This window comes from Microbacterium sp. SZ1 (assembly GCF_002362255.1).
In the GTDB taxonomy this organism is placed as follows: domain Bacteria; phylum Actinomycetota; class Actinomycetes; order Actinomycetales; family Microbacteriaceae; genus Microbacterium.
The window spans coordinates 379,563-405,003 of the sequence record NZ_LPVV01000004.1 but is presented as its reverse complement, the minus strand read 5'-3'; the positions used below and the strand labels follow the sequence as shown (position 1 = coordinate 405,003).

Here is a 25,441-nt window from a genome sequence, read left to right as displayed (position 1 = left end):
AGGAATGAAAATCGGTGGTTCTCTGGCACTCCGGAGCCAAGATTGCAAGCCCCCTTTTGTCGCATCCCGATGCGGCGTACGGTTCATTCATGAGTAACGTCGAGACTGTGCAGACCATGGTGCAGATCGAGGTGACCTTCGACGGACGCGGCTTCCTCCTCGCTCAGGATCAGGATCCAACCGATCTGAAGCACCGCATCGAGGCCGCGATGGGCACCTCGGGCACTTTCGTCGACCTCGTCGTGGTGGGCAACCGCAAACTCAGCGTGCTCATCACGCCCCGCAGTCACGTGACGATCACCGAGGCGACCGTGCCCTTCGACGCGCGCGACACCGGTGACGTCGACTCGCCGTTCGGCGGGTACTACGACCTGCTCTGACCGAACCGCTACCACCGCGAGCTGCATCCGGCAAGGCTCCTGCGTCTGCGACGCGGCGGGCCCACCGTGGTGCGATGAGCATCCCAACCCGGTGGACCGAGGTCGTCGACGGCGTGCACCGCCTCGAGACCGCGAACGTGAACTGCTATCTCGTCGTCACGGCGGAGGGGATGACACTCGTCGACGCCGGTCTGCCGGGCACGCTTCCGCTGCTCGACGACCTCCTCGCTCATCTCGGCGCCCATCGGGGAGATATCGATGCGGTCATCCTCACCCACGCGCACTTCGATCACGTCGGGATGGCTCATCGCCTGGTCTCGGAGCGCCGCACCCCGGTGCACGTCCATCCGCGGGATCAGCGTCTGGCGCGGCATCCGTATCGATATGCGCACGAGCGTGCCCGGATCACCTACCCGTTCCGGTACCCCAAGGCGGTGCCGACGCTGCTCGCGATGACCGCGAAAGGCGCACTGGGCGTGCGCGGCATCGAGGCGGCGCCGACCGTGCACCACGCGACGGCGGTGGAGGCACCGGGTCGACCCATCGCCCTTTGGAGTCCCGGGCACACCGAAGGCCACTGCGGATTCTGGTTCGAGGATCTCGACGTGCTGATGACCGGCGACGCGATCGTCACCCTCGACCCGTACACGGGCGGAACAGGACCGCGGATCGTCGCCGGAGCGGCGACCGCCGACAGCGCACGAGCCCTGAGCGACCTCGACGCTCTCCTCACATCGTCGGCGCGCACGCTGCTGCCTGGCCACGGCGAGCCGTGGCATGACGGAGCCGGGGCCGCTGTCACCCACGCTCGTCGCGTCGGTCGCAGCTGACCCCGGCTCCGTCATCCCGGATGGGCGACGATCAGGCGCGTGCTGCACGCCCGTCGTTGCCGGGCACGCGCGGCGCGCGCGAGACGAACACGCCGAGCAGGATCATGCCGATGCCGAGAACGAGGTGCAGCCAGTTGTCGGCGTCGTTCACGGGGATGAAGTTGAGCTGGTCGTTGCCGACGGCGATGAGGCCGTAGATCCAGACGACGAGGTACGCGGCACCGCCGACGATCAGGTACAGCCGCGCCGCGCGGGCGCGAGCGGCCAGCGCGATGCCGGCGACCGCGAAGGCGAGGTGCACGAAGTTGTGCAGCACCGACACCTGGAAGAGACCGAGCAGATGCGCCTCGGATCCGGCTCCCGCGCCGTGCAGGTGCTCCGCGGAGTGCGTGAGCCCGGGGATGAAGCCGGCGATGCCGACGAGGAGGAAGACGATGCCCACGATGAGGGCGGTCTTCTGGACAGGGGTTCCTGCATAGCGCTCGACGCGCGCGGTGTCACTCATGATGTCCTCCGTAACGGTGCGATGGGGTGCCTGAGGCTATCGATCAGCTGAGGCTCCGTCGCAGGGCATTGACGCCGCGCTCCCGTGGGCAATATGCTCGCGCGCTCCCTGCGGCTGCGAGGTGTCAGAGCGACGGACCCTTCACGATTCGCACGGGTCCCCGTGCGTCGCGGATGCTGACGGCCGAGCCCTTCTGCGTCACGACGACCTGGCCGTCGTCGGCGAGCTGCGCGGCGACCCGCCGCACGTCTGGCATGAGCGTCCGCCATGAGTCCCCACCCACCGTGCGGGCGACGTCGCTCGGGCAGATCGAGGTTTCGGAGCGCTTGCGCACGAGGGTTCGGATGGCGGCGGCGATCCGTTCGTCGAAACCCTCACCCGAGCGCTCCTCCCACCAGGGGGTGCCGCGCTCGCCGAGGGCGGTCTTCGCGTCGTTCACCCGTCGGCGCGCGTCCGGCTCGGAGGCTTTGACGGCGCGGCGTGCAGCCATCAGCTCGTCGACGAGCTCCTGCCGGAAGGTGTCGGGGATGCTCGGATCGGTGGCCCGCCACTTGCGGCCGTCGATGACGACGTGATGACCGTCCGCCGTGCGCTCCGGGCCGTCCCCCGCGTCGTTCGCCTTCGTCATGGAGTCAGTGTCGCGCGCGGGACCGGCCTGCGACAGGGTCTTGACGCGCGGTGCTCGCGCGACCGCCGTGGTCAGGAGTCGGTCGAGGCCCGAGCGACGAGTCGCATCGGAACGGTCACGCTCTCGTAGGGACGGGTGCGATCGCTCAGCCGGGCGACGGCCAGGCGGGCGGCCTGTCGCCCGAGCGCCTCGATGTCGCCCGAGACGACGCTCACCCCCAGTACGCGCGCCCACTCCGGTTCGTCGAAGCCGATGACGGCCGGCCGGTCGGGGAGTTCGGCGACAGCTTCCATGACACCCAGCAGGATGCGGTTGTTTCCGGCCACGACGGCGGTGGGCGGCTCGTCGAGGGCGAGCAGATCGCGCATGCACGCGCGAGAGGACGCCGCGTCGTGAGCGTCGGTGCGGAGGAGTCGGCGCCAGTCGGCATCGGCCGGATCGAGCACGTCGCCCATGCCGGCGAGACGCTCGCGGTACGTGGGCAGCCACGCGTAGTCGCCGATGAAGGCGATGCGACGGTGCCCGGCATCCAGGAGATGCTGTGCGGCCAGTCGCCCTCCCTCGCGGTTGTCGAAGACGACCGAGTCGGCGGCGAGATTCTCGGCAGGGCGGTCGACGAAGACGACAGGGATGCCGCGGGCCTGCAGCTGCGCGTACTCGCTGTGGTCTGTCATGGCCGAGACGGTGATCACCGCCGTCGTCTGCCGGTCGGCCAAGTCACGCGCGACCCTCTGCTCCTGCTCGGCCGACTCGCGGGAGTTCGCGACGGAGAGGTGGATGCCGCGGGGTCGGATCTCGTCTTCGACGGCCTGTGCCAGCGCGGAGTAGAACGGGTTCGTGAAGTCGCCGGTGATGAGACCGATGGATGCCGCGAGGCGACCGCTCGCGAGGAGGCTCGCCGCGGCATTGCGCTGATAGTCGAGCTCCGCCGCAGCCGACAGCACGTTGGCGAGGGTCTTCTCGCTCACGTACGACTCTCCCCCGAGCGCCCGGGACGCCGTCTTCAGACTGACACCGGCGCGCTCCGCGACCTGGGCCAGCGTCGGGCGCGCTGTCGCGCCGCTCTCCGTACGAGTCATGCATCCCCTTGTCGTCCGCGAAGGCGGATAGCTCATTATGGCGGCTGCCGGAGGAACCGACCTCTTCCGCCGGTCGCGGTCACTGTGATAGCGTCCAGCGTATGACAGCGATGTCATATATCGGTCATCCCGGCGTCGGAGTCGGGAGGACCCCCATCAGCGACACACCGTAGTGGAGTTAGAGGAGCAACCATGAGGGTCCCCAGCCCGAGGAACCACCGATCCGCCAGACGATCCTGGGCAGCGGCCGGTGTCGCCGTCACCGTCGGGCTCGGCATGCTGACGCCGATGGCGGCGTCAGCGGCCGGAGAGACCACCTTCGTCTCGTCGTTCGAGTCCGGCGACGCGGCGCCCGTCCTCACCGGCACCGGTCAGCCCGTCAACGTGACCGGCAGTCGCTTCGCCCCGGGCAGCGTCCTCGGTGACGTGGCCGCGGTGACGGCATCCGCCGAGAACACGCCGAACGAGGTCGCGTCGTTCCTGGCCGACGGCAACGCGTCGTCGAAATGGTTGGCCTTCGAGAGCGCGGCCTGGGCGCAGTACGAGCTGACGACGCCGCAGCCGATGGTGCGCTACACCCTCACGTCGGGCAACGACGCGCCCGAACGCGACCCGCGCGACTTCCGGGTGCTGGCCTCGCAGAACGGCACCGACTGGGTGACGGTCGACGAGCGCACCGGCGAGCAGTTCTCCGGCCGCGGCGAGACCCGCACGTTCGAGCTCGCGACCCCCAGCGAGCCGTATCTCTACTACCGCCTCGACGTGCTCGCCACGCGTACGCCGAACACCGGCATCGTGCAGCTCGCGGGCTGGGAGCCGATCGCCGTCGACGGCGCGACCCCCGTGCCCGGAGACCTCATGCTGCAGGTCGGCAGCGGCCCGACGAGCTCCGACACCGCCAAGACCGGCGTCGGCTTCACCGGCACCAAGGCGCTGCAGTACGTCGGCCGCCACCTCGACGCGGGTCCCGCGTCCTCGACCAGCGTGCTCTACGACGACGTCGCGATCGAGGTGGCGGACGACAGCGAGTTGTCGTACCTCGTCTTCCCCGTGCTCGACGGCGAGCAGACCTACGCCGCGACCTTCGTGGCCGTCGACCTGACCTTCGACGACGGCTCGACGCTGTCGGCCGGCGACGCCACCGACTCCTACGGCTACGGCGCGAACGCGCGCGCTCAGGGACAGGCCAACGTGCTGTGGCCGAACCAGTGGAACAAGGTCACGATCGACCTCGGTTCCTTCGCCGGACGCACGATCGACGACATCCTCTTCCGCTACGACCACCCGGGCACCGATGTGAAGGGCGTGGAGGTGCCCACCGGCGCGACGGCCTTCAGCGGCTGGCTCGACGACGTGAGCATCGGCGCGGCCGCACAGCTCGACACCTCGGACGGTCTCGTGTCGTACGTCGACACGCGTCGAGGCACGAACTCGACCGGAGGCTTCTCGCGCGGTAACAACCTGCCCGCCACCGCCTGGCCGAACGGCTTCAACTTCATCACCCCGATGACGAACGCCGACAACGTGGGCACGATCTACCAGTACCAGCGGGCCAACAACGCGCAGAACCTTCCTGCCCTGAACGGCATCGGCTTCTCGCATCAGCCGAGCATCTGGATGGGCGACCGCAACCAGATCGCCGTGCTCCCGGCCGCGAACGGCAGCCCGACCTCGTCGCTGAACGACCGCAAGCTCGCATTCCACCACGAGAACGAGACCGCGCGGCCCGACATCTACAGCGTCGAGTTCGACAACGGCATCCAGACGTCCGTGACCGCCACCGACCACGGCGCGATCTACCGCTTCGAGTTCACCGGCGACACGAGCTCCGTGCTCATCGACCAGCTCGTGAACTCCTCCAAGCTCCAGATCGCCGGCGACACCGTCTCCGGCTGGGTCGACGGCGGATCCGGCTGGCCGGGACGCACCCGCATGTTCGTGTACGGCACCTTCGACAAGGCGCCGCTGAACGCCGGAGCGACCACTCAGGGCGACCGCAACGGCACGGCCCGCTACGCCGCCTTCGACACGAGCGGCGACAAGATAGTCGAGCTCAGGCTGTCGTCGTCGTTCATCTCGCAGGACCAGGCGCAGAAGAACCACGAGTTCGAGCTGCAGGGCGTCTCGTTCGAGCAGGCGCACGCCGCTGTGCGCGACGCGTGGAACGACCGACTGGGCGTGATCCACGACGTGAAGGGCGCCACCGACACCCAGCTCGTGACGCTGTACTCGAGCCTGTACCGCCTGAACCTCTACCCCAACTCGCAGTTCGAGAACACGGGGTCGAAGGCCGATCCGGTCTACCAGTACGCCAGCCCGGTGTCCGCGACGAGCGGCAGCGCGAGCGACACCCGCACGAACGCGAAGATCGTCGACGGCAAGATCTACGTCAACAACGGCTTCTGGGACACGTACCGCACCGCCTGGCCGCTCTACTCGCTGCTCTACCCCGACGTGACCGACGAGCTCGTCGACGGCTTCGTGCAGCAGTACCGCGACGGCGGATGGGTCGCCCGGTGGTCATCCCCCGGGTACGCCGACCTCATGACCGGCACGAGCTCCGACGTCGCGTTCGCCGACGCCTACCTCGCGGGAGCGCTCGACACCGACACCGCACTCGAGGCCTACGACGCCGCCGTGAAGAACGCCACCGTCCTGCCGGCATCCAACGCCGTCGGCCGGAAGGGACTCGCGCAGTCGATCTTCCTCGGCTACACCGAGGCGACGACTCACGAGAGCGCATCGTGGGGCCTCGAGGGCTACATCAACGACTTCGGCATCGCCGAGATGGCCGAGAAGCTGTCGGAGGATCCGGCGACGCCGACCGACCGGGTCGAGCAGCTGAAGGAGGAGGCCACCTACTTCGAGGCGCGCGCCGAGCACTACGTCGAGATGTTCAACCCCGAGGCGGGCACATTCACCTCGCGGAACGCCGACGGCTCGTGGACCTCGGGTGCCGAGTTCGACAAGAAGGCATGGGGCGGTGCGTTCACCGAGGCCAGCGCCTGGACCTTCGGCTTCCACGCCCCGCACGACGTCGACGGCCTCGCCGCGCTGTACGGCGGCCGTCAGGGCCTGCTCGATGTGATGCACGACTTCCTCACGGTCCGCGAGAAGGCCGACTACTCCGGCATCCACGAGGCGCGCGAAGCACGCGACGTGCGACTCGGGATGCTGGGCATGTCGAACCAGATCGCCCACCACATCCCCTACGTGCTCGCCGAGGCCGGCGACCCCTCGGGGGCGCAGGAACTGATCCGCGACATCCAGGACCGCCTCTTCGTCGGCTCCGACATCGGCCAGGGCTACCCGGGCGATGAGGACAACGGCGAGTTCTCGGCCTGGTACGTCTTCTCGGCACTCGGGTTCTACCCGCTCGAGGTGGGCTCGGGCGACTACACGATCGGCACCCCGCTCTTCGACAGCGCGACGCTGTCGATCGGCGACACCGACCTCGTCGTGAACGCGCCGGGAGCATCAGCCGGCGCCGACTACGTGGGCGGTGTGAGCCTCAACGGGCAGCCGATCACCGAGACGACCTTCGACGGCGACCTGCTGCGTGCCGGAGGCACCCTCGACTTCACGATGAGCACGACGCCGCAGGCGTGGGGTGCGAAAGACCTCACCGAGAAGCTCGAGGTGCCCACCACGCTCGTCGACGCGACCAAGCCCGGACGCGGTGCGCTCGCCGCAGCGGACGGCACGTCCGTGGGCTCGCTCGTCGACGACAACATGAACTCGACCGTCACCTTCCCGGGCGACTCGGCCGAGCTGGTGTGGACGTCGCAGTCGGGTCCGGTCTCGATCGGCCAGTACACGCTGACCAGTGCGTCGAAGGCGGCGGCTCCCGCGAGCTGGACGCTCTCCGGCTCACTCGACGGCACGACGTGGACCGAGCTCGACAGCCGTGAGGGCCAGACCTTCACGTGGGACTCGCAGACACGACCGTTCACGACGCAGACCGCCGGGGGATACACGAGCGTCAAGCTCTCCCTGAAGAGCGATGGTTCCCCGCTGGCGCTGTCGGAGGTCGAGCTGTTCGCCTCGGCATCCGCCGCCGACGGTCTGTCGATCGCGGCGGGCGCTCCGCAGCGCGTCGCCGTGGGCACGGAGTTCTCGGGGTCGCTCGCCACGATCGTCGGCACCGAGACCGACGCGTCGGGCTACGACGTCACGGTGGACTACGGCGACGGCGAGGCAGCGGAGGATGTGACCCTCACGCGCGACGAGCTGGGCGGCTGGAAGGTCAGCGCCCCGCACACGTTCGCGGCGCCGGGCACCTACTCGCCCGTCATCACCGTGCGCGACTCGTCGGGCGCGGTAGCCCAGGCCACCGCGTCGGTCGAGGTGTTCCGTGACGAGACCCTGATCGGAGGCTTCAACAACGTCTGCATCGGCGACCTCGGCGTCACCGCCGCCAACTGCGACTCGCAGGGCCACGGCTACTTCCGCGACAAGCTCAACGCCGACGGCTTCGTGCAGGGACAGACCCTGACCGTGCCCGGCACGACGCTGACGTACGACCTGCCCGCCGTCCCCGCCGGCGCGCCCGACAACATCACGGGCGAGGGTCAGACGGTGAAGCTGTCGCTGGGTACCGGTGCGTCGCAGATCGCGTTCATCGGCACCGCCACCGAGAGCAACCGCGACTCGGATGCCGTGCTGCACTTCACCGACGGCAGCACCCAGACCGTCACCATCAGCTTCGGCGACTGGGTCGGCGCATCCGGCAACCCGTACAAGGGCAACTCCGTGCTCACGATCTCCGAGGGTCGCCTCTCGGGAACCGGAGCGGAATCGAGCGTGAAGAACACGGCGATCTACGCCACCGCCCCGATCGCCCTCGCGGTCGATGGGAACGGTGCCCCGAAGGTGGTCGAGTCGCTGACGATGCCGAAAGAGTCGGGTTCCCTGAACGACGGACGTGTGCACGTGTTCGCGATCGCGTCGGACGGGGACCGCGCCGCGGCCGCTGAGCTGTCGGTCACGGCGGGCTCGGTCGACGAGCAGGTCACGGGCGAGGAGTTCGACGCCACGCTGGCGACCGTCACCGGCGGTCTCGGCGAGACGTCGGCGGTGGTCAACTGGGGCGACAGCACTTCCGTCTCCGCGGTCGACGTGACCGACGGCGCGGTGCAGGGCACGCACACGTACGCGAAGGCCGGCAGCTATACCGTGACGGTCACGGCCGACGACGGCGTCAAGTCGGCGGCGACGCAGCTGACCATCGTCGTGGCCGATCCCGTGCCGGTGTACGAGCCCGAGATCCAGGCACCTCAGCAGGCCGCGCCCGGCGACACGGTCACGATCACCGGAACCGGCTTCGCCGCGGGCGAGAACGTCGCGCTGCGCATCGACGACGAGCAGCCGGTCGTCGTGCAGGCCGAGCAGGACGGATCGATCAGCGGATCGATCACGGTGCCGAGCGGAGCCGTCGACGGCGACCACCCGGTGGTCGCGCTCGGCGACGTCTCGAAGGTCGAGGCGCGTGCATCGCTCCTCGTCGTCGGCGATCCGACGGCTCCGAAGAACACCTCGGTGTCGCTGAAGGCCGGATCCGACGACCCCGTCGCCGGGGAATCCGTGCCGCTGATCGCCACGGTGAAGCCCGCCGGTGCGGCCGGCCAGGTCGAGTTCCTCGAGGGCGACGTCGTGGTCGGCTCGGCGGGCGTCTCCGCGGGAGTCGCCACGGCCGACGTCACGATCGCGACCTCGGGGCAGCACACCTACACGGCCCGGTTCGTCCCGTCGGATGACGTCGCGTTCCGCCCGTCGACCTCGGCCCCGCTGACGATCGAGGTCCGCAGCGCCCCGGTGCTGCAGGCGGAGCTCGTGATCGGCCAGTCGCGAGTGGTGCAGGGCGGCACGCTCGAGCTCACGGGACGCGGCTTCGGCGCCGGCGAGCTCATGACGATCACGCTCTTCTCGGAGCCGGTGCGCCTCGCCGAGGTCACGGCTGACGGGTCGGGTGCGTTCCGTACGACGGTGACCATCCCGGCGAACACCGCGGTCGGGCAGCACACGCTGGTCGCCGAGGGCACGGCATCCGGGCTCAGCGCGCAGGGTGCGCTCACGGTCACGGCTGCGGCGTCGACGGGAGACGGCCTGGCCGGAACGGGTGGTGCGGTGCCGATCGCGCTGATCGTGCTGACGCTCGGGCTGCTCTCCACGGGCGGAGTGCTGCTCCTGCGGCGCCGCCGTACGGAGGTCTGACCCCCGCACCGGCTCGGCGGGAAACCTCGGGCTCGGGACGAGGAATCGCAGCGATTCCTCCTCCCGAGCCGGAGATCCCTCCGAACGGATGCGGTGACGAGGACGGATGCCGCGGTGCCGCCCCCGTCAGACGGCCGTGAGACCGTGCGGTGCCACGTTCAGCCGCTCGCACCCGTCGGACGTCACCACGACGATGTCCTCGATGCGCGAGCCCCACTCGCCGGCGAAGTAGATCCCCGGCTCAATGCTGAACGCCATGCCCTCGCGCAGCACCAGGTCGTTCCCGGGGGCGATGTAGGGCTCCTCGTGCACCGAGACGCCGATGCCGTGGCCCGTGCGGTGCAGGAACGCGTCGCCGAGTCCGGCGTCGGCCAGCACGGTTCTCGCGGCGGCATCCACCTGCTCGGCCGTGACGCCCGGCCGCACGGCGTCGACCGCGGCCTGCTGGGCGCGCACGAGCACCGCGATGCGCTCGGCAGCGGTCGCGTCGGGCGTGCCCACCACATAGGTACGGGTGCTGTCGGAGTTGTAGCCGCTCGGCACCGCTCCCCCGATGTCGACCACGACGACGTCGCCGTCTTCGATCACGCGGTCCGACACCTCGTGGTGCGGGTCGGCGCCGTTCGGGCCCGATCCGACGATCACGAACTCGACGGTGCGGTGGCCTTCCGCGACGATCGCCTCCGCGATGTCGACGGCGACCTCACGCTCGGTCCGCCCGGCGCGCAGCCACTCCGGAACGCGGCGGTGCACCGCGTCGATGGCGGTGCCGGCTCGGCGCAGCTCTGCGATCTCGTCGGCATCCTTGATCATGCGCCCTTCCCGCAGCACGGGAGTCGCGAGCTCGAGAGGCAGACCGAGGCCGTCGGCGAGCGGGATGACGTGGAGGGCGGGGAGGGCGTCCGACACCCCGACGCGGGTGGCGCCGGTGATCACGTCGGCTACGAGGGTGTGCGCATCGTCTCCGTCGACCCAGTCTGAGACGGCGAGGCCCAGCTCGCCGACGGCGGTGCTGCGCACTTTCGCGAGCTCCATGCGCGGAACGACGACCGTCGGCGCGATACCCGGGCCGAGCACGAGGGCCGTCAGACGCTCGATCGTGTCGCCGTCCACGCCCACGAGGTACTGCAGGTCGGGACCAGGACCGACGACGATCGCGTCCAGACCGGCGTCGGCGGCGAGGGCGGAGGCGCGGTCGAGGCGGGCGGCGTACACGGATGCGGGGAAGGGCGTTGTGCTCACGGCATCCACGCTAGTGTCCCGCCGTTGGCCGGGGAACGGACGTCGCCCTCCCGGAGACCGGAAGGGCGACGTCGGGGCGAACAGGTGCGGATCAGTGACTGTGCGTCACCGGCTCCCAGAGCGACGGAGCCGTGATCCACGAGGGATCTCCCCATGCGCGGTGCGTCTGCACGGCCCGGTAGGTGCCGCCGTCGTGCCGGCGCAGATCACCGACGGTGTAGGAACCGGTCGGGTCCCACGCGGCGATGTCGTCGGACGGCTCTGGCGTCGTCGGAGTGGTCGGCGCCGGCGGGCTGGTCGGGGTCGTCGGGCTGGTCGGGGTCGTCGGTGTGACAGGCGGCGTGACCGGCGTTGTCGGCGTGACCGGCGTCGTGGGCGGCGTGGTGACCGTTCCCCCCGCTCGCACGTCGATGTCGATCGTGTTGTAGAAGGCGTTGGTCGTGTCGGCGATATCCCACACGGCGTAGATCACGTGGTAGCCGGTGTGGGTCGACGGGATCGACAGGGTGTGGGTCGTCGGCACGCTGGGGATCTCCGCGCGCCCTTCGAACGTCGCGAGCGGTTCGAAGTCGCCGCGATCGAGGGGTGCGTCGGGATTCCAGCCCTGCTTCGTGATGAAGTAGCGCCACTGTGCGGTGCGGTGGGCGGCCGTGAGCGTCCACGAGACCTGCACGGGTCCGGCCTGCACGACGTTCTTCGCCCACCGCGTGGCCGACTGCTCGTCGAGCGTGCCGCCGAAGAGACCGCCCGCCGAGGCGAGCTGACCGTCGGCCGGGCCGCCGGCCGGGAAGCCCTTGGGAGCCTCGAGGCTCTGCGGCTCGAAGGCGACGCCGCCGCGGTCGGTGTTCGCCGCCCAGGCGGCACGGGAGATCAGCGACGACGCGCTGCCTCCGACATACCCGTGCGCGGAGGCGGACGGCGCGGGAGCCGCGAGCAGGCCGGAAGCGGCGATCACGGCGACGACGAGGGATGCTATTCCGATTCTGGGGAGAGTCTTCACTCCTCAGAGATACCGACTTCGTGGACGGCATCCAAGAATCAACCGGTATATAGCGCCGTGTCGCCGACCGGTCCCCCGATCAGCTCACCGCGGCGCGCACGCGCTCCGCGAGGAACTTCCGATTCGCATCGTCGAGCTCGAGCACGGCGTACGCGGTCGGCCACAGTGTTCCCTCGTCGAGGTTGGCGGGCTGCTCGAATCCGAAGGTGCCGTACCTCGTCTTGAACTTGCTCGCCGGCTGGAAGAAGCACAGCACCTTGCCGTCCTTCGCCCACGCCGGCATGCCGTAGTACGTGCGGGGGATCAGTTCGGGGGCTGCCTCGGAGACGAGCGCGTGCAGCCCCTGGGCGATCGCGCGATCCTCGTCGCTGAGCTTCGCGATCGCCTCTTTCAGGTCGGCCTCGCCCTCGGCTCTGACCTCCTCGGGCGATTTCTTCGCCCGAGAGCGTGTCTTGCGCTTGTCGGCCGCAGCCGCCTTCATGGCCTCGCGCTCCTCCGCGCTGAAACCCGTCTCCTTATCCGCCATGGTCGGCTCCTCTCGTGTCGCGGTTCTCATCGGTGATCCGTTGATGATGACTTCACCCTACGAAGGCCGCGGCGATGCCCGCTTCTCGATTCGTGATCGATCCGCGTCGACGCATCCGCCCGCGTTCCATTCCCCGCCGGTTAGGGTGGGACGCATGGACATGCGTGTCGCGGCATACGCAGTCGTCACCGATGACGACGGGCGGGTACTGCTGGCGCGCTGGATCGAAGGACGCCGCGTCGCGTGGACCATGCCCGGCGGAGGACTCGAGCCCGGGGAGGCGCCGGAGACGGCAGTGCGTCGCGAGCTCCGCGAGGAGACGGGTTACAGCGTCAAGGTGGGCGAGCTGCTCGGCATCCACTCCCGCGTCATCCCGGCGTCGCGGCGCGTCCAGAAGTCGGATCAGCCGCTGCATACGCTGCGCATCGTCTATCGCGCGACCGTGTCGGGCGGGCGCCTGCAGTACGAGGCCGACGGCTCGACCGACATGGCGGAGTGGTTCCCGCTGACGGCGATCGCCGACCTGCAGCGGGTCAAGCTCGTCGACATCTCGCTGCGCATGGCAGGTCTGATCTGACGCGGAGGGCTAGTCGCGAGGCTGCTCCGGCACCGAGATGTCGGCGACGGTGGCGTCGTACGCGGCGATGAGATCGTCGGCGTCGACGAAGAGACTGTAGCCGTGCGTGCCCGCGCCCATCGCGATGCGCTGACCGACGATCGTCTCGTCGGCGTACACGGGCCAGTCCGTGGTGCTGCCGATCGGCACGATCGTGCCGCGTTCGTACCCTGTCGCGGCGAGGGCGAGTTCCGCCTCCGGAAGCCGGAGCTTGTTCACGCCGACGACCGCACGGAGCTTCGCCCAGGAGATCGAGCGACCGCCGGGCACCAGTGCGAACAGGTAGGTGTCGTCCGAGCGCTTGACCACGAGGGTCTTCACGATGCCCTCCGGAGGGATGCCGAGCAGCTCGGCCGCCTCGAAGAGACTGCGGGCCGCCGGCCGCTCGCGGATCTCGATGTCGAGATCGCGAGCAGCGGCGGCCTCACGCACGCGGGCGTGGACGTCCGCCGGCTCGACGGCCGGGGACTCGAACTCGGTCACGCCTCAGGCGCGGACAGCGGGTCGTCGGCGACCCAGAGCTCGTCGTCGGCACGAAGGGCCTGCCATGCGGCGTAGAGGACGCCCACGGCGGCGGCAGCGCCGAGAACCAGGGCGACGACCGAGCCGATGCCCGGGCCCTTCTTCTGCGGCTTGGTGGCCTTGCGCACCTTCTTCTCGATCTTCTTCTCGATGCCGTGACGCTTGGCGTTCGCGACGTCCCAGGCGGTCAGTGCGCTGCCGACGACCCCGCCGACGATCGGAACGACCTTGTCGTCGACGACGTGCTTGCCGAAGCGCACGCCCTGGTCGACGACCGGTGCCACGCGGCGGTCGTACGTGTGCTGCACGGCCGGACCGACCTGCTCGCGCCCGAAGTTGCCGAGCTGACGCCCCGCCTCGCGCGCCACATCGGCAGCGTGGCCGACGAGGACCTGCTGGTTCTCCCAGAGCTGGTTGGCCTCCTTCTGGAGACGGCGCAGTTCCTTCTTCCGCTTGCGGCTGATGCTCACGATGCTCTCCTGTCGCTTGGAGTACGGGTTCCCCATCTTGCCACGCCACCCTGGAAGGGGCGAGGGAATCACCGAGGCCTTGCGTCAGGCGACGATCGGCGCTAGATCAGGGCTCACACACGGGAAGCTCTGCGAGAATGAGGTCATGCCTCACGCTTCTCACGTCGCAACACTGCACACCAACCACGGTGACATCGTCATCAACCTCTTCGGCGACCACGCCCCGAAGACGGTCAAGAACTTCGTCGGTCTCGCCGACGGCACTCAGGAGTGGACCGATCCCGCCACCGGCAAGCCCGGCGAGGGACCCCTGTACAAGGACGTGATCTTCCACCGCATCATCCCTAACTTCATGATCCAGGGCGGCGACCCGCTCGGTCAGGGCGTCGGCGGACCCGGATACAACTTCGACGACGAGATCCACCCCGAACTGAACTTCAATGAGCCCTACGTCCTCGCCATGGCGAACGCAGGTCTGCGCCGCAACGCGATCACGGGCAAGGCTGAGGGCACGAACGGGTCGCAGTTCTTCATCACGACCGACCCGACCCCGTGGCTCCAGGGCAAGCACACCATCTTCGGCGAGGTCGCCGACGACGCCTCGAAGGCCGTCGTCGCCGCGATCGGCGCCGTGCCGACCGCCGCGGGCGACCGTCCGATCGAGCCGGTCGTGCTGCAGTCGATCGACATCGTCGCGGCCTGACACCGAGGCTGGCCGATCCGGATGACCACGCCTGAGTTCGCGGACAACCGCGACAACTTCTGCTACCGGCATCCGGATCGGCAGAGCTTCGTGCTCTGCCAGCGGTGCCTCCGCACCATCTGCGGCGAATGCCAGACCCCGGCCGCGGTCGGCGTCATCTGCCCGGAGTGCATGAAGGAGGAGCGCAAGAACCGCACTCCCGCCCAGAAGCGCGCTGAGCGGCGCTGGGGCGGACGCTCGTCGACCATGGCAGCCGTGCGCAGCGGCAACCCGGTCGTGACCTACGCGCTGATGCTGATCACGTCGATCATCGGCCTGCTGCAGCTTGTCCCCGGCATGGGCCCCGCCATCACACAGCAGCTGCTGTTCGCCGGCCCCTACCTCTACCCGGATCTCTTCGGCGCCCCGTTCGAGCCCTGGCGTCTGCTCACCGCAGTCTTCGCCCACGGCGGATTCATCCACCTCGCTCTGAACATGCTGGCGCTGTGGATGCTGGGTCAGAGCCTCGAGCCGATGCTCGGCCGGGTGCGCTTCCTCGCGCTGTACCTCATCAGCGGGCTCGGCGGCTCCGTCGCCGTCGCGCTGCTCGCCCCGGGCACCGCGACGGTCGGCGCCTCCGGCGCGGTCTTCGGTCTCATGGCCGCCCTGCTGATCGTCGGCCGTCACATCGGCGCCAACGTCACCGGCATCCTCGTGATCCTCGGCATCAACTTCGTCGTCGGGTTCTTCATCGGCGGCATCGCCTGGCAGGCGCACCTCGGGGGCGCTGTCGTCGGCGCACTGCTGGCGTTCATCCTCACCCGTACGCGCCGCCGCGATCAGCGGGTGTGGCAGATCGTGCTCCTCGCGGCCGTGGCGGTCGCCCTCCTCGTGATCGTCGCGTTCATCCCTCCGCTGCTCATCACGTCGATCTACTCCTGATTAGCGGTTGTTAACAGACTCGTTAACAGGTCTGAATAACACGGGTGTAATTCATCCCCAGGTGTGAACAACCCTGTGGATAACTCTGTGGTGACGTTGTGGACACGCTGTGGAGACCTGGGGACGACCGCCTCGCGACGACGAAGAAGGCCCCTCGCGATGCGAGGGGCCTTCCTGCGTGAGCGGGCGATCTAGCGCCAGCGGGTCGTCATCAGGAAGCCGATCAGAGCGATGCCGAGACCGATCGCGAGGTTCCAGTTGTCGAGGCCGGGGATCGGGAACTGCATCCCGGAGATGTAGAACACGAGGATCCAGGCGAGACCGAGCAGCATGAAGCCGATCATCACCGGCTTGAACCACACGGCGTTGGGGGCGGACTCGCCCTCGGCGCGGGGTGCGTCGGGCTCTTCGGTCTTCGGGTCTCGGGCCATGCCGACATTGTACCCGGGTCGCCTTTGTTCCCGCGAGAAAGCAGGCTTCCGGCTCCGTGCACAGGCCGGAGGGATAGGATCTCGCCATGACCGCATCCGTCGTCTCGGGGGAGCGACGTGGCCGTAGCCGTCGCCCTCGATCGCGCGCCACCGTCACGAGCGTGCTGGGGGAGCTGCTGCTCACCGCCGGCGTGCTCGTGCTGCTGTTCGTCGCGTGGCAGATGTGGATCGGCGACATCATCATCAGCGCGCAGAAGAACGACGAGGGCGCCGCAGTGTCGCGCGAATGGGCCGAGGCGCCGCTGCCTGCGCTGCCCGAGAAGGTCGAGCGTCCGGACGGCACCACGGTGTATCAGCCGGTGATCCCTGCCCGTCCCGCCGACACCGAGCAGCTCGGTCAGATGCACATCCCGCGTTTCGGATCCGAGTACAACGTCGGCATCTTCGGCGGCACCAGCCGTGCCCGCACGCTCGACAAGCTCGGGATCGGCGTCTACACGAACTCGAAGATGCCCGGCGAGCCCGGCAATTTCGCGATGGCCGGACACCGCACGACCTGGGGAAAGCCGTTCAACCAGCTCGACAAGCTGCAGATCGGCGATGCGATCGTCGTGGAGACGGTCGACGGCTGGTTCACCTACCGCTTCCGCACGCTCGAGTACGTCAAGCCGACGCAGACCGACGTGCTGCTCGACGTTCCGCAGATTCCCGGAGCGCAGACGGGCGAGCAGTACATCACGCTCACCGCCTGTTCCCCGCTCTACTCGCTCGCCGAGCGCATCGTCGCCTACGGCGTCTTCGAGAGTTTCCAGCCCCGCGCCGAAGGACCGCCGAAGGCGCTGACCGACCCGCCCCCACCCCCGGCCGCGCCGTCGATCTGACCGAAGGGACCGAGAGGAATCATGTACGCCGCACTCTGGCGCCTGCTGCCCGGCCCGTGGTGGGTCAAGCTGTTCATCCTGCTCGTGCTCGTCGCGGCGGTGCTCTACGCGCTGTTCTGGTTCGTGTTCCCGTGGGTCAGCCCGATCATCGCTCCGGGTGAGGTCGACCTCGAATGACCCGGGTGCTCGTCGTGGACAACCACGACAGCTTCGTGCACACCCTCGTCGGGTATCTGAATGAGCTCGGCGCCGAGGTCGAGATGGTCGAGGCGGATGCTGTCGACGCCGCCGACCTCGAACAGCTGCTGCCCCGCTTCGACGGCCTCATGCTGTCGCCCGGACCCGGAACGCCGTCCGACGCGGGGGCGAGCCTGGCCGCCGCTCGCATCGCGATGTCGAGGCGCCTGCCGCTGCTCGGCGTGTGCCTCGGCCATCAGGCGATCGGCGAGGCTCTCGGCGCTCCGGTGACAGAGGCGCCGGAACTCATGCACGGCATGGTGTCGCAGGTCACGCACGACGGGTCGGCGCTGTTCGACGGCATCCCGACCCCGTTTGCCGTCGGGCGCTATCACTCCCTCGCGCTCGATGAGGAATCGCTGCCCGAATCGCTTGTCGTCACCGCGCGCACTGACACCGGCACTGTGATGGCCGTCGCGCACACGACCCTGCCCGTCGTGGGCGTGCAGTTCCACCCCGAGAGCGTCCTCACCGAGGGCGGCTATCGCCTGCTCGCCAACTGGCTTGCGCGATGCGGCGACGGTGATGCGGTCGCCCGCGCCGAACGACTGCATCCGCTCGTGCGGGGGTAGCGCGTTTCGTCTCGGTCGCTTCGCTCCCTCGCTCGACGACCCGCGGGGGACGGGAACGGGAAGGTGGTGATCAGCCGCCGGCGGCGGCTGCGCAGTAGCGCAGTTCGACGGTGGATCCGACAGGTACGTCGCCGGGAGCGACCGACATCGAGGCGACCGTGGGCGGGTTGGTCGGCGGGCAGTCCGTGAGCTCGACAGGGCTGGCGGTGAGACCGATCCGTTCGAGCTCGGCTGTCGCGGCATCCATCGTCCAGCCGGAGACGTCGGTCAACGTCACGCGTCCGCTGGCGACCACGAGGTTCACGACAGTCTTGGGTGCGACCTCGGAGTCGGCGGCCTCGCTCGCCTCCATGACGGTGTCGGCCGCGAGGCCCTTGTCGTTCCGCTGGATCACGGTGCCGAGCTCGAGGCCGGCCTGGGTCAGCGCGTCTCGCGCCGCGGCGAGAGACAGGCCCTCGAGCGTCGGCACGACGACCGTCTCCTTGCCGGACGAGACGTACACGGTGATCGAATCGCCCTCGCTCACCGTCGTCCCGCCCTCGGGGTCGGTGCGGGTGACGTTGCCCTCGGCGATGTCGTTGTTCGGTTCGAGCACGAGCTTCGCGGTGAGGTCGAGCTCGTTCAGGTCTTCCTGCGCGCGCTCGGACGACACGTTCACGAGGTCGGGCACCGTGCGGGAGCTCGACGGGATGTCATCGGGCCGCATGCTGATGGTCCACACCCAGAACAGCACCGATGCGAGCAGCACGGCAAGCAGTGCGACACCGGCCCAGATCCACGCGACCGGGGGACCGGACTGCGTGCGTGCCATGGTGGTGTCGGTGCTGAGCTGCCGCAGCGACCGCGCGGTCTCCTGCGCCTGGCGAGGACTCGGGCCGTACAGCTCGCTCGTCAGTGCGCCGATCTCCTTGCGGCTGGGCGCCTGGCCCGAGACGGCGGCGTCGAGCGCGGCGCGGAAGTGCGCGGCATCCGGGTAGCGCTGGTAGGGGTCCTTCGCGAGCGCGCGCAGCACGATGGGGTCGAGGGAGGCCGGGGCATCCTCGTTCACCTCGGTCGGCGGCACGGGGGTCTCGCTGACGTGCTGATAGGCGACGGCGACCGGGGATTCACCGCGGAACGGCTGGCGCCCGGTGAGCAGCTCGTACAGCACGACACCGGTCGAATAGAGGTCGGCGCGCGCGTCGACCGGCTCGCCCTTCGCCTGCTCCGGGGAGAAGTAGGCGGCGGTGCCGATGATCTGCGTGGTCTCGGCGACGGTCGAGGAGGAGTCGGACACGGCGCGGGCGATGCCGAAGTCCATGACCTTGACCTGGCCCTTGTCGGTGACCATGACGTTGCCCGGTTTGATGTCGCGGTGCACCACACCGGCCCGGTGCGAGTAGTCGAGCGCCTCAAGGATGCCGTCGACGTACCGCACCGCGTCTTCCACGGGAACCGGTCCGCGCGCGATGATGTCCTTCAGCAGCGTGCCGCTGATGAGCTCCATGATGATGTACGGCGGCTCACCCGACCCGTCGCCGGTGCTGCTCGACGGGTCGCCGGCGTCGTACACCCGTACGATCGACGGGTGCGACATGCGCGACGCGGACTGCGCCTCCAGGCGGAAGCGCGTGCGGAACGCCGTGTCTCGGGCCAGATCGGCGTCGAGGATCTTGATCGCGATCGCGCGACCGAGCGTCAGATCGTACCCGCGGTAGACCTTGGCCATTCCGCCATGCCCGATGAGCTCGTCGACGCGGTAGCGACCCGCGAGAACGCGTGGCTCTGTCGACACGTACTGACCCCCTGATACGACCTGATGAAGTGCTCAGCCTACGGCGTGGAAACCCCTAATCCCCTGTGTCCTCGCCGCCGGCGCCATCGGCCGGAGTGATCTGAGCGGTGAGCTGAGGCGAGTTGCCCGAGGGGCGGTCGCCGCAGAACGCGCGATACGTGGCCGTGACCTGCAGAGCGGGATCGTTGGCCGGGGTGATCTGCGTGGTCAGCTCGCCCGGGCCGAAGGCGCGGGTCGTCTTGCCGTCGCTGAACGTGGCGTTGGTGATCGAGACCTCGTACGAGCTGACCGTGCCGGCGCCGGAGGGGCAGGAGAACGCGGTCCAGTTGAGGGCGATCGGCTGTGCGGCCTGCGGGGTGCCCGACAGGCTGGGCGCCGAACCCGGTGCGCCGATCTCCACGCGGGGCGCGTAGGTGATGAGCGTGATGGCGTCGCCCTTCTCGAGGGTTCCGCGCGGGTCGACGGTCTCGACGACGTCGACGAGGTCGTCCGACGGGGCCGGCGTGTTGCCGACGCGGCACTGGGGGACGAGCCCCGCCTGCGTCGCCGTGTTCAGCGCCTCCTGGCACGACAGGCCGACGAGGCCGAGCGAGTCGACGTTGACCGAGGTGTCGGTCGGTGTCGGCGTGGGCGTCGGCGTCTGCGGGGGAGCCGACGAGATCGACGGAGAGGGCGTGGGGTCGGCATCCTTCCCGTCGCCCTGGTTCATGAGCGCCCAGATCGTGCCGCCGAGAACGATGACGAGCAGAGCGATGAGCGCGACGAGAGGCCACGTCCACCGGCTGCGCTTCTTCTTCTCGGCTTCCTCCTCCGCGGCCGCCTCGGTGGGCACCTGGGCTGTGGTGGGGAGCACACGCGTGGCGCCGTCGTCGCCGGATGCCGTGAGCAGCCGGGTCGCGTCGTCTGCCGCGACCCCGCCGGTGGCGATGGCCGGAACGGCGATCGCGGCGGAGTTCAGGTCGCCGCGGCGCAGGGCCTGAGCGGCGCGGGCGACGGTCGCCGCGGACGACGGCCGGTCGGCCGGCTTCTTCGCGATCATCGCCATGACGAGGTTCTGCACGGGGATCGGCACGGTCGGCGGCAGCGGCGGCGGCTGCTCGTTGATCTGCGCCATCGCGATCGCGACCTGCGACTCGCCCGTGAACGGACGCTTGCCGGCGAGGGACTCGTAGGCGACGATGCCGAGCGAGTAGATGTCGGTCGCGGGGGAGGCCGGGTGACCGGAGGCCTGCTCCGGCGACAGGTACTGCACCGTGCCCATGACCTGGCCGGTCGCGGTGAGCGGCACCTGGTCGGCGATGCGCGCGATGCCGAAGTCGGTGATCTTGACGCGGCCGTCGGGCGTGATCAGCAGGTTGCCCGGCTTGATGTCGCGGTGCACGAGGCCGGCCGCGTGCGCGGCCTGGAGAGCGGATGCCGTCTGCGCGACGATGTCGAGCGTCTTGTCGGCGCTCAGCGAGCCGTCGCGCTCGAGGATCGTCGACAGGGCCTCGCCGGGGACGAGCTCCATGACGAGGTAGGCGCTGCCGTTCTCCTCGCCGTAGTCGAACACGCTGGCGATGCCCTCGTGATTGACGAGTGCGGCGTGGCGCGCCTCGGCGCGGAACCGCTCGAGGAACCCGGGGTCCCCCATGTACTCGTCTTTGAGGATCTTGATCGCGACGGTGCGTCCGATGACGTGATCCGTCGCCTCCCACACCTCGCCCATGCCGCCGATCGCGATTCGCGACTGCAGCTCGTAGCGACCACCGAACGACACACCCTGCGTCGGTCTCATCTGCCCAGCACCGCCTCTATGACCTTCTTTGCAATCGGGGCGGCGATGGTGTCGCCGGATCCTGACTGCCCCTGTCCGCCGCCGTCTTCGACGAGGACCGTTACTGCGACCGTCGGGTCGTCCGCCGGCGCGAAACCGGTGAACCACAGCGTGTACGGCCTGTCGTTCCCGTTCTCGGTCGTGCCGGTCTTACCGGCCACGTCGACCCCGTCTATTCTTGCACCCTGCGCAGCGCCGTTTGAGACGCTGGCGACCATGGACGCCGTCACCTGATCGGCCACATCCGCCTCCAGTGCGCGGCCGAATTCGGTGTCGTCGTAGGACCGCACGACCGAGAGGTCGTTGCCGATCACCGAGTCGATCAGGCGCGGGTTCATGACGACGCCGTCGTTCGCGATCCCCGCGGCGACCATTGCCATCTGCAGGGGGGTCGCGATGACCTTGCCTTGCCCGAAACCGGTGAGCGCGGTCTGCGCGTCGTCGAGTGCTCGCGGGTAGCTGGAGGCGGTCGATTCGAGCGGGGTCGAGAAGCTCTGGTTGAACCCGAACTTCTCAGCCATCTCTCGGATGCGGTCGTCGCCGAGCTGCACGGCGAGCTCCGCCATCGGGATGTTGCAGCTCAGGCGGATCGCTTCGGAGATCGTCACGGTGTCGCCGCCGCCGCAGGTGCCGCCCCAGGCGTTCGCGACCGTATTCGTCGAGCCGGGTAGCTGATACCGGGCGGGATTCGGCAGGGCGGAGTCGGGTGTGTAGTCCCCGGAGGCGTAGGCCGCGGCCGCGACCACGAGCTTGAACGTCGACCCCGGCGGATTCAGGTCGCCGGCGATCGCGCGGTTCGACAGGGGCTTCGCCGGGTCGGCGTCGAGCTGATCGTAGGTCGCGTTCGCGGCATCCGCGTCGTGCGTGGCGAGAGCATTCGTGTCGAAGCCGGGCGTCGAGACCATGGCGAGGATGCGGCCGGTGCTCGGCTCGATCGCGATCACGGCGCCCTCGAGTCCCTGGAGGGCGTCGTAGGCGGCCTTCTGAGCTGCGGCGTCGAGCGTGAGCTGGGCGCTGAAGCCGGCCTGCGGCTGCCCCGAGAGGATGCGCTCGATCTCGGAGAAGAACGCGCTCGATCCCGTTCCGGAGAGGTCGGCGTTCAGCGCTCGCTCGATCCCCGTCGCCGACTGCAGCGCCGGGTTGAAGTAGCCGGTCACCGGCTCCCACATCGCGCCATCGGTGTAGACGCGCTGGAACTGGTACTTGTCGTCGGACGGCACCGAGGTCGCGATCGCGACGCCGTCGACGATGATCGATCCGCGCTGGATCTCGTAGCTGTCGAGCAGCGTGCGGCGGTTGTTGCTGTTCTGCCCGAGGGAGTCGGCCTGGACGACCTGGATCCAGCTGGTCGCAGCGAACAGCGACAGGAACATGAAGAGCATCACGATGCTCAGGCGGCGGAGCTCCTTGGTCATGTCAGCCGATCACCGTCCTCGGTTGGCTGCGCACTCCGTCGGAGATGCGCAGCAGGATCGCCACGATGAGCCAGTTCGCCACGAGCGACGATCCACCGGCCGCGAGGAACGGCGTCGTCAGGCCGGTCAGCGGGATGACGCGGGTCACGCCGCCGACCATGATGAACACCTGCAGCGCGATCGTGAACGCGAGGCCGGTGGCGAGCAGCTTGCCGAAGTCGTCCTGACCCGCCAGGCCGATGCGGATGCCGCGGCTGATGAACACCATGTAGAGGCAGAGGATCGCGAAGAGGCCGATCAGGCCGATCTCCTCGCCGAGGCTCGTGATGATGTAGTCGCTGTGGGCGAGGGGAGTCTCCTCCGGGCGCCCCTGGCCCCAGCCGGTGCCGAGGAGTCCGCCGTGCGCGAGACCGAACAGGCCCTGCATCGGCTGGTATCCGGCGCCGTTCGGATCAACCTTGTCGGGGTCGAACAGGAACAGCCAGTTCGTGAAGCGCCCCTGCACGTAGCTGAGGATCTGCGTCGCGACGGCGACGCCCGCGGCGACGAGCGCGAGACCGATGAGCACCCAGCTCGTCTTGCCGGTGGCGACGTAGAGCATCGCGACGAACATGCCGAAGATCAGGGTTCCGGTGCCGAGGTCGCGCTGGATCACGATGATGCCGAGCGAGATGGCCCACACGACGAGCACGGGCCCGAGCTCACGCATGCGCGGCCACGTGATGCCGAGCACCCTCGTGCCGACCGAGGTGAGGCTCTCTCGCGTGCGCACGAGGTAGCCGGCGAAGAAGATCGCGAGGCAGATCTTGGCGAGCTCGCCCGGCTGGAAGGCGAACATGCCGCCCAGAGACACCCACACCTGGGCGTTCGCGTCGGGGATGCGCAGGCCGGGGACGAAGGGCAGCAGGAGCAGCAGGATGCCGGTGAGGCCGAAGATGTAGGTGTACCGGAACAGCACCCGGTAGTTGCGCAGCATGATCACGACCGTGATCGCGCCCGCGAGGGAGATGGCCGTCCATGCGAGCTGCTTGGTGGAGTACGCGTTCCAGCCGGTCAGCGCCTTCGCGATGTCGATGCGGTAGATCATCGCGATGCCCAGACCCGTGAGCAGCGTCGCGATCGGGAGCACGAACGGGTCGGCGTCGGATGCCACGGCGCGCAGCACGAAGTGCACCGCGAACGCCAGCACGGCGAGGCCGCCGCCGATCGCGAGGATCATCGGGTCGATCAGTCCGAGCGCACCGAGTTGCACGAGCGTGAGCGATGCGCCGCTGAGGACGACGGCGAACAGCAGCAGCCAGAACTCTCGGTTGCGCTGCGTCTGCGGCATCCGGAGTCGGCGGAGCGCCTTGATGACGGTGGTGTCCGCCTGGACGTCGGTGCTCATCCCCCGCCCTCCGTCGTCGTCGGCGTTGGTACGGGCGTGGGCAGGGGTGTCTCGCCGGTGACGCGGTCGGCTCCGGCCTGCAGACGCGCGACGATGGCCTCGGCATCCGACAGCGATCGTGCCGTGATCGTGCGTTCGACGGAGTCGCGCTGATACGGGGGCAGGTTCGCCAGAAGGATGTCGGTGTCCTGGATCGGCGTCGACAGCGTGATCGGACCGATGTTCTGCTGTACGCCCTGGTAGATCACGACGCTGTCCTCGTCGGCGCCAACGAAGTAGCGGGTCTGCGTCCAGCTGTAGGCCGCGAAGGCGGCGAAGGCGAGCGCGGCGAGGACCACCAGCATCCCGGCGATCCAGCCGAGGCGACGGCGTTTGGCGCGGCGGCGATCCTCTTCGATGAGCTCCTCGAGGTACTCGGACGAGGGCTCGAAGTGGCTGGGGTCGTTCGCGGCCTGGCGAACCGGGTGCAGCCAGCTGCTGCGCGGAGCGCGCACGGGCGGCACGGTGATGTTGGCGGGATTCGATGCCGAGCCGACGATGGTCGCCGTGCCGGAGTGCATCGCGTGCGCTCCGCCGACCTCGACCAGCACGATCGTGACGTTGTCGGGGGCTCCGCCGTCGAGGGCCTGCTTCAGCAGGTTGTCGGCCGTGCGGCCCGGGGGGAGTCCGAGGCGCATCGCCTTGAGGATGTGCGCCTCGTCGACGACTCCGGAGAGTCCGTCGGAGCACAGCAGCCAGCGGTCGCCGGGCTGCGTGTGCATGACGAACATGTCGAGCTCCGGGTCGGAGTCCATGTCGCTGAGCACGCGCATCAGCACCGAGCGCCGCGGGTGATAGCGGGCCTCTTCGGGAGTGATGCGGCCGGAGTCGACGAGCCGCTGCACGAAGGTGTGGTCGGCCGTGATCTGCGTGAGCGCGTCGTCGCGGTAGAGGTAGATGCGCGAGTCGCCGATGTGCCCGATGACGGCGTAGTCGTCGACCATGATGATCGCGCTGAGGGTCGTGCCGAGGCCCGCGAGCTCTGGCCGGTCCTTCGCGGCGCGGATCAGGTCGACGGCGGCCGTCGTCGCTGCCGCCTGCAGCGACGCCTGAGCGTCGTCGGTCGACGCGTACGGCTGGTCGAGGGGCTGCATGCGCGAGATCGCGATGCTCGACGCGACGTCACCGCCGGCGTGCCCGCCCATGCCGTCGGCGACGACGAACAGGTTCGCGCCGGAATACCCGGAGTCCTGGTTGTTGGAGCGGACCTTGCCCGTATGGGAGATCGCGGCGCTCGAGCCCTCGAAGACCATG

The 25,441-nt window shown here is 69.1% G+C and carries 23 protein-coding genes; 9 read left to right on the top strand and 14 right to left on the bottom strand.

Features of this window, described 5'->3' with window-relative positions; all coding sequences use genetic code 11:
• The first annotated feature begins 89 nt into the window (after positions 1-89).
• Together AUC47_RS05415 and AUC47_RS05410 are read left to right on the top strand one after the other, a co-directional pair.
• On the top strand, positions 90-380 hold the full coding sequence (locus AUC47_RS05415) for a hypothetical protein (protein ID WP_256999453.1): 291 nt from the start codon (positions 90-92) through the stop codon (positions 378-380).
• 74 nt (positions 381-454) lie between these two features.
• Complete coding sequence (locus AUC47_RS05410) at positions 455-1,210, top strand: MBL fold metallo-hydrolase (protein WP_096714167.1); 756 nt, start codon at positions 455-457, stop codon at positions 1,208-1,210.
• Between the two features lie 31 nt (positions 1,211-1,241).
• On the opposite strand, the gene AUC47_RS05405 is transcribed toward AUC47_RS05410, so the two are convergent.
• The 3 genes from AUC47_RS05405 to AUC47_RS05395 form a co-directional block, all read right to left on the bottom strand.
• Positions 1,242-1,715, bottom strand: a complete 474-nt coding sequence (locus AUC47_RS05405; protein WP_096714166.1) for a DUF4383 domain-containing protein — start codon at positions 1,713-1,715, stop codon at positions 1,242-1,244.
• Positions 1,716-1,839: 124 nt separating this feature from the next.
• Positions 1,840-2,343, bottom strand: coding sequence for a DUF3253 domain-containing protein (locus AUC47_RS05400; RefSeq protein WP_096714165.1), 504 nt, complete (start codon positions 2,341-2,343; stop codon positions 1,840-1,842).
• Between the two features lie 71 nt (positions 2,344-2,414).
• The gene (locus AUC47_RS05395) at positions 2,415-3,422 is read right to left on the bottom strand and encodes a LacI family DNA-binding transcriptional regulator (RefSeq protein WP_179297526.1); all 1,008 of its coding nucleotides are present in this window, start codon (positions 3,420-3,422) and stop codon (positions 2,415-2,417) included.
• 192 nt (positions 3,423-3,614) lie between these two features.
• Between AUC47_RS05395 and AUC47_RS05390 the strand changes: the two genes are divergently transcribed.
• The gene (locus AUC47_RS05390; RefSeq protein ID WP_096714163.1) at positions 3,615-9,635 is read left to right on the top strand and encodes a GH92 family glycosyl hydrolase; all 6,021 of its coding nucleotides are present in this window, start codon (positions 3,615-3,617) and stop codon (positions 9,633-9,635) included.
• Positions 9,636-9,761: 126 nt separating this feature from the next.
• Here the strand turns inward: AUC47_RS05390 and AUC47_RS05385 are convergent, their stop codons facing one another.
• The 3 genes from AUC47_RS05385 to AUC47_RS05375 all read right to left on the bottom strand — a co-directional run bounded on the left by AUC47_RS05385 (position 9,762) and on the right by AUC47_RS05375 (position 12,403).
• Entirely contained in the window at positions 9,762-10,877 is a 1,116-nt protein-coding gene (locus AUC47_RS05385; RefSeq protein WP_096714162.1) for a M24 family metallopeptidase, read from the bottom strand.
• Between the two features lie 91 nt (positions 10,878-10,968).
• Positions 10,969-11,877: a lytic polysaccharide monooxygenase gene (locus tag AUC47_RS05380; protein WP_096714161.1), complete on the bottom strand. Its 909-nt coding sequence runs from the start codon at positions 11,875-11,877 to the stop codon at positions 10,969-10,971.
• Between the two features lie 79 nt (positions 11,878-11,956).
• The gene (locus AUC47_RS05375) at positions 11,957-12,403 is read right to left on the bottom strand and encodes an iron chaperone (protein ID WP_096714160.1); all 447 of its coding nucleotides are present in this window, start codon (positions 12,401-12,403) and stop codon (positions 11,957-11,959) included.
• Between the two features lie 154 nt (positions 12,404-12,557).
• Between AUC47_RS05375 and AUC47_RS05370 the strand changes: the two genes are divergently transcribed.
• Positions 12,558-12,980, top strand: a complete 423-nt coding sequence (locus tag AUC47_RS05370; RefSeq protein ID WP_096714159.1) for an NUDIX hydrolase — start codon at positions 12,558-12,560, stop codon at positions 12,978-12,980.
• A gap of 9 nt (positions 12,981-12,989) precedes the next feature.
• On the opposite strand, the gene AUC47_RS05365 is transcribed toward AUC47_RS05370, so the two are convergent.
• Both AUC47_RS05365 and AUC47_RS05360 read right to left on the bottom strand, forming a co-directional pair.
• Entirely contained in the window at positions 12,990-13,451 is a 462-nt protein-coding gene (locus AUC47_RS05365) for an aminoacyl-tRNA deacylase (RefSeq protein ID WP_179297530.1), read from the bottom strand.
• Positions 13,452-13,498: 47 nt separating this feature from the next.
• On the bottom strand, positions 13,499-14,011 hold the full coding sequence (locus tag AUC47_RS05360) for a DNA helicase (protein WP_096714211.1): 513 nt from the start codon (positions 14,009-14,011) through the stop codon (positions 13,499-13,501).
• Positions 14,012-14,156: 145 nt separating this feature from the next.
• On the opposite strand from AUC47_RS05360, the gene AUC47_RS05355 reads away from it, so the two are divergent.
• Positions 14,157-14,714, top strand: a complete 558-nt coding sequence (locus AUC47_RS05355; protein WP_096714158.1) for a peptidylprolyl isomerase — start codon at positions 14,157-14,159, stop codon at positions 14,712-14,714.
• A gap of 21 nt (positions 14,715-14,735) precedes the next feature.
• Positions 14,736-15,635, top strand: a complete 900-nt coding sequence (locus tag AUC47_RS05350; protein ID WP_096714157.1) for a rhomboid family intramembrane serine protease — start codon at positions 14,736-14,738, stop codon at positions 15,633-15,635.
• A gap of 191 nt (positions 15,636-15,826) precedes the next feature.
• On the opposite strand, the gene AUC47_RS05345 is transcribed toward AUC47_RS05350, so the two are convergent.
• Entirely contained in the window at positions 15,827-16,066 is a 240-nt protein-coding gene (locus tag AUC47_RS05345) for a cell division protein CrgA (RefSeq protein WP_096714156.1), read from the bottom strand.
• Between the two features lie 86 nt (positions 16,067-16,152).
• On the opposite strand from AUC47_RS05345, the gene AUC47_RS05340 reads away from it, so the two are divergent.
• From AUC47_RS05340 to AUC47_RS05335, 3 genes are read left to right on the top strand one after another with little or no spacing between them, the layout of a single operon-like run.
• A complete protein-coding gene (locus AUC47_RS05340) occupies positions 16,153-16,947 on the top strand; it encodes a class E sortase (protein ID WP_096714155.1) in 795 nt (264 codons plus the stop codon).
• 21 nt (positions 16,948-16,968) lie between these two features.
• Positions 16,969-17,124, top strand: coding sequence for a hypothetical protein (locus AUC47_RS16685; RefSeq protein WP_179297525.1), 156 nt, complete (start codon positions 16,969-16,971; stop codon positions 17,122-17,124).
• The gene (locus AUC47_RS05335) at positions 17,121-17,756 is read left to right on the top strand and encodes an anthranilate synthase component II (protein ID WP_096714154.1); all 636 of its coding nucleotides are present in this window, start codon (positions 17,121-17,123) and stop codon (positions 17,754-17,756) included. The genes AUC47_RS16685 and AUC47_RS05335 overlap by 4 nt, the downstream gene beginning before the upstream one ends.
• Positions 17,757-17,826: 70 nt before the next feature.
• Here AUC47_RS05335 and pknB read toward each other — a convergent pair whose 3' ends face one another.
• From pknB to AUC47_RS05310, 5 genes are read right to left on the bottom strand one after another with little or no spacing between them, the layout of a single operon-like run.
• Positions 17,827-19,530 (bottom strand): Stk1 family PASTA domain-containing Ser/Thr kinase, encoded by a 1,704-nt coding sequence (gene pknB / locus AUC47_RS05330; protein WP_096714153.1) that lies wholly within the window; start codon positions 19,528-19,530, stop codon positions 17,827-17,829.
• A gap of 55 nt (positions 19,531-19,585) precedes the next feature.
• Complete coding sequence (locus AUC47_RS05325) at positions 19,586-21,307, bottom strand: protein kinase domain-containing protein (protein WP_096714152.1); 1,722 nt, start codon at positions 21,305-21,307, stop codon at positions 19,586-19,588.
• Positions 21,304-22,761 carry a peptidoglycan D,D-transpeptidase FtsI family protein gene (locus AUC47_RS05320; RefSeq protein ID WP_096714151.1) on the bottom strand — a complete coding sequence of 486 codons (1,458 nt, stop codon included), beginning with the start codon at positions 22,759-22,761 and terminating at the stop codon, positions 21,304-21,306. The genes AUC47_RS05325 and AUC47_RS05320 overlap by 4 nt, the downstream gene beginning before the upstream one ends.
• A gap of 1 nt (position 22,762) precedes the next feature.
• Positions 22,763-24,148, bottom strand: a complete 1,386-nt coding sequence (locus AUC47_RS05315; protein WP_096714150.1) for an FtsW/RodA/SpoVE family cell cycle protein — start codon at positions 24,146-24,148, stop codon at positions 22,763-22,765.
• Entirely contained in the window at positions 24,145-25,440 is a 1,296-nt protein-coding gene (locus AUC47_RS05310; protein ID WP_096714149.1) for a PP2C family protein-serine/threonine phosphatase, read from the bottom strand. The genes AUC47_RS05315 and AUC47_RS05310 overlap by 4 nt, the downstream gene beginning before the upstream one ends.
• Between the last annotated feature and the right edge of the window lies 1 nt (position 25,441).